The sequence below is a fragment of the Rhodococcus sp. YH1 genome (assembly GCF_009939605.1).
In the GTDB taxonomy this organism is placed as follows: Bacteria; Actinomycetota; Actinomycetes; order Mycobacteriales; family Mycobacteriaceae; genus Rhodococcus; species Rhodococcus aetherivorans.
In genome coordinates this window covers 1-5,312 of record NZ_WVTE01000139.1, presented here as the reverse complement: position 1 = coordinate 5,312, position 5,312 = coordinate 1, and the positions used below count along the sequence as shown (strand labels likewise).

Here is a 5,312-nt window from a genome sequence, read left to right as displayed (position 1 = left end):
CAGACGGAAGAATGCGGCAGCCAGCAACAACCACCCCCCGAAAAGAGAGGCGGTCGCACCAAAAATATTTTGGCACTGACATTCATCGGCACACTGTTGAGTTCTCAAAGAACACGCACACACCATCACCCACGAACCGAGGTCCGCGGCGTTCCGGGGCAACCGTTCCGGCCTACCCACACCACCCGGCGAAAACAAACCCGACGCGCTCGGTGGGATCGGCAACGGCCCAGAACCCTACCAGAAGATTCCGAACCGAACAATCAGGCGCCTGCGTCCAACCTCGTTGTCCCGGGCCCCTGCGGGCCGGGTCGGTGTCCGTGTCGCTCTGACCTGGAATAAGTTACGTGAGGAACAAGCGTGCGCCAAATCCGCTGGTCAAGCTCCGATGCGGCACTGTTTTCCCAGTTCGCGGGCCGCCCCCAGCCCCGCCTCCGCGCTGTCACTCCACCGTGATGCGCGGCACATTCGGACGAGCCATGTCGTCCACCCGCCCGTTTGAGCCCGAAATGACTGAGGCACAGCCGATTTCGGAGCTCCGCATCAGGAGTCGGAGTTGACCCGCTCGATGACGCCACCGAGCTCCTCGATGATCTCCACGAATCTCGGGTAGCCGCGGTCGATGTGGTAGACGTCGTGCACCTCGGTGACGCCGTCCGCACACAGCCCGGCCAGGACCAGTCCGGCACCGGCACGGATGTCCGACGACCACACCGGCGCGCTCGACAGCTCCTCGACACCGCGGACCACGGCATGGTGCCCGTCGGTGCGCGCATCGGCGCCGAGCCGGATCATCTCCTCGACGAACCGGAACCGCGCCTCGAAGACGTTCTCCGTGATCATCGACGTGCCGTCGGCGACCGCCGCGAGCCCGATCGCCATGGGCTGCAGGTCGGTCGGGAAGCCGGGATACGGCAAGGTCGCGAAGTTGACCGCCCGGGGACGGTCGTGCTGAACAACCCGGAAGCCGTCCACCTCGGGCGTCACCTCCGCGCCGGCGGCACGGAGCTTGTCGAGGACGAGGCTCAGGTGCTTCGGGTTGACGCCGCGCACGCGGACGTCGCCGCGTGTCATCGCCGCCGCGATCCCCCACGTCGCCGCGACGATGCGATCCCCGATGACGCGGTGGGTGGTGGGTTCGAGCCGGGGGACGCCCATGATCGTCAGCGTCGAGGTGCCGGCCCCGGAGATGCGGGCACCCATCTGGACCAGCATGGTGCACAGGTCGACGATCTCCGGCTCCCGAGCCGCGTTGTCGATCGTGGTCTCTCCGCTCGCGAGAACGGCGGCCATCAGGATGTTCTCGGTGGCCCCCACCGACGGAAAGGCCAGGCGGATCGCGTTGCCGTGCAGGTCGTCGGCCTCGGCCACCACACAGCCGTGCTCGATCGTGCTGTGCGCCCCCAGCAGGCGGAGCCCCGTCTGGTGCATATCGAGCGGCCGCGAGCCGATCGCATCGCCGCCCGGCAGCGCGACGACGGCCTTGCGGCACCGAGCCACCAGCGGTCCGAGGACACACACCGACGCACGGAATTGCCGGACGGCGGCGAAATCTGCCTGGTATTTCGGCTGCGCGGGGGTCGTGATGCGTACCTCGTCACCCTCGAGCTCCACGTCGCATCCGAGTCCGCGGAGAACCTCGGCCATCAGCGGCACGTCGAGGATATCCGGGCAGTTGGTGATGACGCTCGTCCCCTCTGCCAACAGGGCGGCTGCCATCAGCTTGAGCACGCTGTTCTTGGCGCCCCCGACGACTACCTCACCGACAAGCCGGTTACCACCGGAGACAAGAAAGCGATCACTCACAACGCCACAGCCTATCGACCACACTGCGGGAATACGGGAGCGGTACCGTGACCTGCATGGCTGTCCATCTCACACGGATCTACACCCGCACCGGCGACGACGGTACGACGGGCCTCAGCGACTTCTCCCGGGTGTCGAAGAACGACCCGAGGCTGATCGCCTACGCGGACTGCGACGAGACGAATGCGGCGCTCGGCGTGGCGCTGGCTGTGGGCGACGTACCGGAACGGATGGTGCCGGTCCTGCGCCAGATCCAGAACGACCTGTTCGACGCCGGAGCCGACCTGTCGACGCCGGTGGTGCCGGAGCCGAAGTATCCGCCGCTGCGGATCACGCAGGGGTACATCGATCGGCTCGAGCGCTGGTGCGACGAGTTCAACGAGGAACTGGCGCCGCTCGATTCCTTCATTCTCCCCGGCGGCACCGCGCTGGCGGCCCTGCTGCACACGGCCCGGACGGTGGCACGGCGGGCGGAGCGCTCCGCCTGGGCGGCGGTGGCCACCCACCCGGACGACACGAATGTGCTGCCGGCGAAGTACCTCAACCGGCTGTCGGATCTGCTCTTCATCCTCGGTCGCGTCGCGAACCCGGATGGTGACGTGCTCTGGAAGCCGGGCGCGGGCGCGTGAGGACCCGGTCGGCCGGACCTCAGTTCGGCCGGCCGCGCAGGGATCGGTCCGAGGGCCGGGATTCGAGCCAGGACAGGAAGGCGGTGAGCGCACCGCTGTCGAGGGCGATCTCGAAGTTGTTTGCGCCGTCCTGGATTTCGAGGATCACGATGTCCTCGGTCATGATGTCGTGCTCACTGCCCTCGGGCGCGCGACGGCTGCGCACCTCGACTCCCTGCCGGGCGAGGCGCGAGTCCGGGCCCGGGCGCAGGCTGGAGAGCTTGTAGAAGACGAGCGTGCGCTCGCCGTAACGGATGACGCCGTGCCGCCACCCGGCGCCGGCGCCGTTGGGCAGGCGCCGCAGGATCGCGGCGGTGCCGCCGCCCCGCAGGGTGACGAGGCGATAGAGAAAAGCCGCGACGGCAGCCGCGAGCAGTATCACCAGAACGATGAGAACAATCATTCCAACTGACACTGCTCGTCGGCTCCGTCGCGGCTTCTCGTGTCCGGTCAGGCCCGCTCGACAGCCCGGAGCCGGCCCCGCGCCGCGGCGATCTCGGCCTCGTCCCGGCTTTCGCTCAGCACGGCGCGCGCGGACTCGACGTCGATGTTCTCCGTCAGCTCCGCGGCCTCGGCGAGGATCGTCACCGTCGTGGCGGTCACCGAGAGGAAGCCGCCGTGCACGGCCGCGACGACGCGCTCGCCGTCGCCGGTCGTGATGGAGACGACGCCGCCCTCCACGAGCTGGCCCAGGACCGGCTCGTGGCCCGGCATGACACCGATCTCGCCCTCGGTCGTCTGGGCGCTGACCAGCCGGGCGGTGCCCGACCACAGGCGCTCCTCGACGGCAACGAGGTCCACGGTCATTTCAGCCATCGCGGACTACTTCCCGGCGATCTTCTTGGCAGCGGCCTCGACGTCGTCGAGTCCACCGCAGCTGTTGAACGCCTGCTCGGGCAGGTGGTCGAACTCACCCTTGGTGACGCGGTCGAATGCCTCGATGGTGTCGCGCAGCGGCACCACGGAGCCGGGCTCGCCGGTGAACTTCTCGGCCACGATGAAGTTCTGGCCGAGGAACTTCTGCAGACGACGGGCGCGGCCGACGAGGACCTTGTCCTCCTCGGAGAGCTCGTCCATACCGAGGATGGCGATGATGTCCTGCAGCTCCTTGTACTTCTGCAGGATCCGCTTCACCTCGTTGGCGACGCGGAAGTGCTCGGCACCGACGATGCCGGGCTCGAGGATGCGCGAGGTCGACGTCAGCGGATCCACAGCGGGGTAGATACCCATCTGCGAGATCGGACGCGAGAGCTCGGTGGTCGCATCGAGGTGCGCGAACGTCGTGGCCGGCGCCGGGTCGGTGTAGTCGTCGGCGGGGACGTAGATCGCCTGCAGCGAGGTGATCGAGCGGCCACGGGTCGAGGTGATCCGCTCCTGGAGCTCACCCATCTCGTCGGCCAGCGTCGGCTGGTAACCGACGGCCGACGGCATACGACCGAGCAGGGTCGACACCTCGGAACCGGCCTGGGTGAACCGGAAGATGTTGTCGATGAACAGCAGCACGTCCTGGCCCTGAATATCGCGGAAGTACTCCGCCATGGTCAGCGCGGACAGGGCGACGCGCATACGCGTTCCCGGCGGCTCGTCCATCTGGCCGAAGACGAGGGCGGTGTCCTGGAGGACGCCCATCTCCTCCATCTCGAGGTGGAGGTCGGTGCCCTCACGGGTGCGCTCGCCGACGCCGGCGAACACCGACGTGCCGGAGAACTCACGCGCGATACGGGTGATCATCTCCTGGATCAGAACGGTCTTGCCGACACCGGCACCACCGAACAGACCGATCTTGCCGCCCTTGACGTACGGGGTCAGCAGGTCGATGACCTTGATGCCGGTCTCGAGGATCTCGGTCTTGCCCTCGAGCTGGTCGAAGGCCGGCGGCTTGCGGTGGATGCCCCACTGCTCGCCGTCGCGCCCGGTGCCCGGGGCGTCGAGGCAGTCACCGAGGGCGTTGAACACGTGACCCTTGACGACGTCGCCGACCGGCACGGAGATCGGACGGCCCGTGTCGACGACCGTGGTGCCGCGCACCAGGCCGTCGGTGGGCTGCATGGAGATCGTGCGCACCAGGTTGTCACCCAGGTGCTGCGCGACCTCGAAGGTCAGGGTCTTCGCCACGGACGGCAGAGTGACCTCTGCGTGCAGGGCGTTGAACAGAGCGGGAACGGCACCACGCGGGAACTCGACGTCCACGACGGGGCCGATGACCCGAACGACGCGGCCGGCGGTGGCCGAGGCCGCCCCCGCCCCGTAGTTATCGGTTACTGCTGCGGTCATGTGCTTAGTCACTTCCTGCACTCGAGGCGAGCGCGTTGGCACCGCCGACGATCTCGCTGATTTCCTGGGTGATCTGCGCCTGGCGGGCCTGGTTGGCCTGACGGCTGAGGGTGTTCACCAGTTCCGTGGCATTGTCGGTGGCCGCCTTCATGGCGGTACGCCGAGCAGCCGACTCCGATGCCGCGGCATCGAGCAGCGACGCGAAGATGCGGGTGCTGATGTACTTCGGCAGCAGCGCCGCGAGCAGCGTCGAGGCCTCCGGCTCGAAGTTGTAGCCGGGCCGGGGCCCGCCGTTGCTGCCGACGTGCCGGCCGTCGGTGAGCATGTCCTCGCCGAGGTCGATCTCGTCCTCGGTGACGGTCACCTCGAGCGGCGCCATCCGGCGCACCTCGGGGGTCTGGGTCAGCATCGAGACGAAGCGGGTGTAGACGATGTGCAGTTCGTCGACGCCCTCGATCGTGCCCTCACCGTTCGGCGCGGGCACCTCGTTGCCGGACCCGGCCATGAACAGTTCCACCAGATGACGACTCGCCTTGGCCGCATCCGTGTAGCGCGGCTCCTGCG

6 protein-coding genes are annotated in these 5,312 nt (G+C 67.9%); 1 reads left to right on the top strand and 5 read right to left on the bottom strand.

From position 1 onward, the window contains the following. Nucleotides 1–543 precede the first annotated feature (543 nt). Nucleotides 544–1,806, bottom strand: a complete 1,263-nt coding sequence (gene murA / locus AIIKEEIJ_RS12190) for a UDP-N-acetylglucosamine 1-carboxyvinyltransferase (protein WP_006944332.1) — start codon at nt 1,804–1,806, stop codon at nt 544–546. 56 nt (nt 1,807–1,862) lie between these two features. Between murA and AIIKEEIJ_RS12185 the strand changes: the two genes are divergently transcribed. Then, complete coding sequence (locus tag AIIKEEIJ_RS12185) at nt 1,863–2,435, top strand: cob(I)yrinic acid a,c-diamide adenosyltransferase (RefSeq protein WP_006944333.1); 573 nt, start codon at nt 1,863–1,865, stop codon at nt 2,433–2,435. Nucleotides 2,436–2,454: 19 nt separating this feature from the next. Here AIIKEEIJ_RS12185 and AIIKEEIJ_RS12180 read toward each other — a convergent pair whose 3' ends face one another. The 4 genes from AIIKEEIJ_RS12180 to AIIKEEIJ_RS12165 form a co-directional block, all read right to left on the bottom strand. Then, entirely contained in the window at nt 2,455–2,877 is a 423-nt protein-coding gene (locus AIIKEEIJ_RS12180; protein WP_037200752.1) for a DUF2550 domain-containing protein, read from the bottom strand. A gap of 47 nt (nt 2,878–2,924) precedes the next feature. Further along, nucleotides 2,925–3,290 carry a F0F1 ATP synthase subunit epsilon gene (locus AIIKEEIJ_RS12175; RefSeq protein WP_006944335.1) on the bottom strand — a complete coding sequence of 122 codons (366 nt, stop codon included), beginning with the start codon at nt 3,288–3,290 and terminating at the stop codon, nt 2,925–2,927. Between the two features lie 6 nt (nt 3,291–3,296). Then, the gene (gene atpD / locus AIIKEEIJ_RS12170) at nt 3,297–4,748 is read right to left on the bottom strand and encodes a F0F1 ATP synthase subunit beta (RefSeq protein ID WP_006944336.1); all 1,452 of its coding nucleotides are present in this window, start codon (nt 4,746–4,748) and stop codon (nt 3,297–3,299) included. A gap of 4 nt (nt 4,749–4,752) precedes the next feature. Then, nucleotides 4,753–5,312 (bottom strand): F0F1 ATP synthase subunit gamma (locus AIIKEEIJ_RS12165; RefSeq protein ID WP_202916948.1); only part of this gene is annotated, 560 nt, incomplete at its 5' end.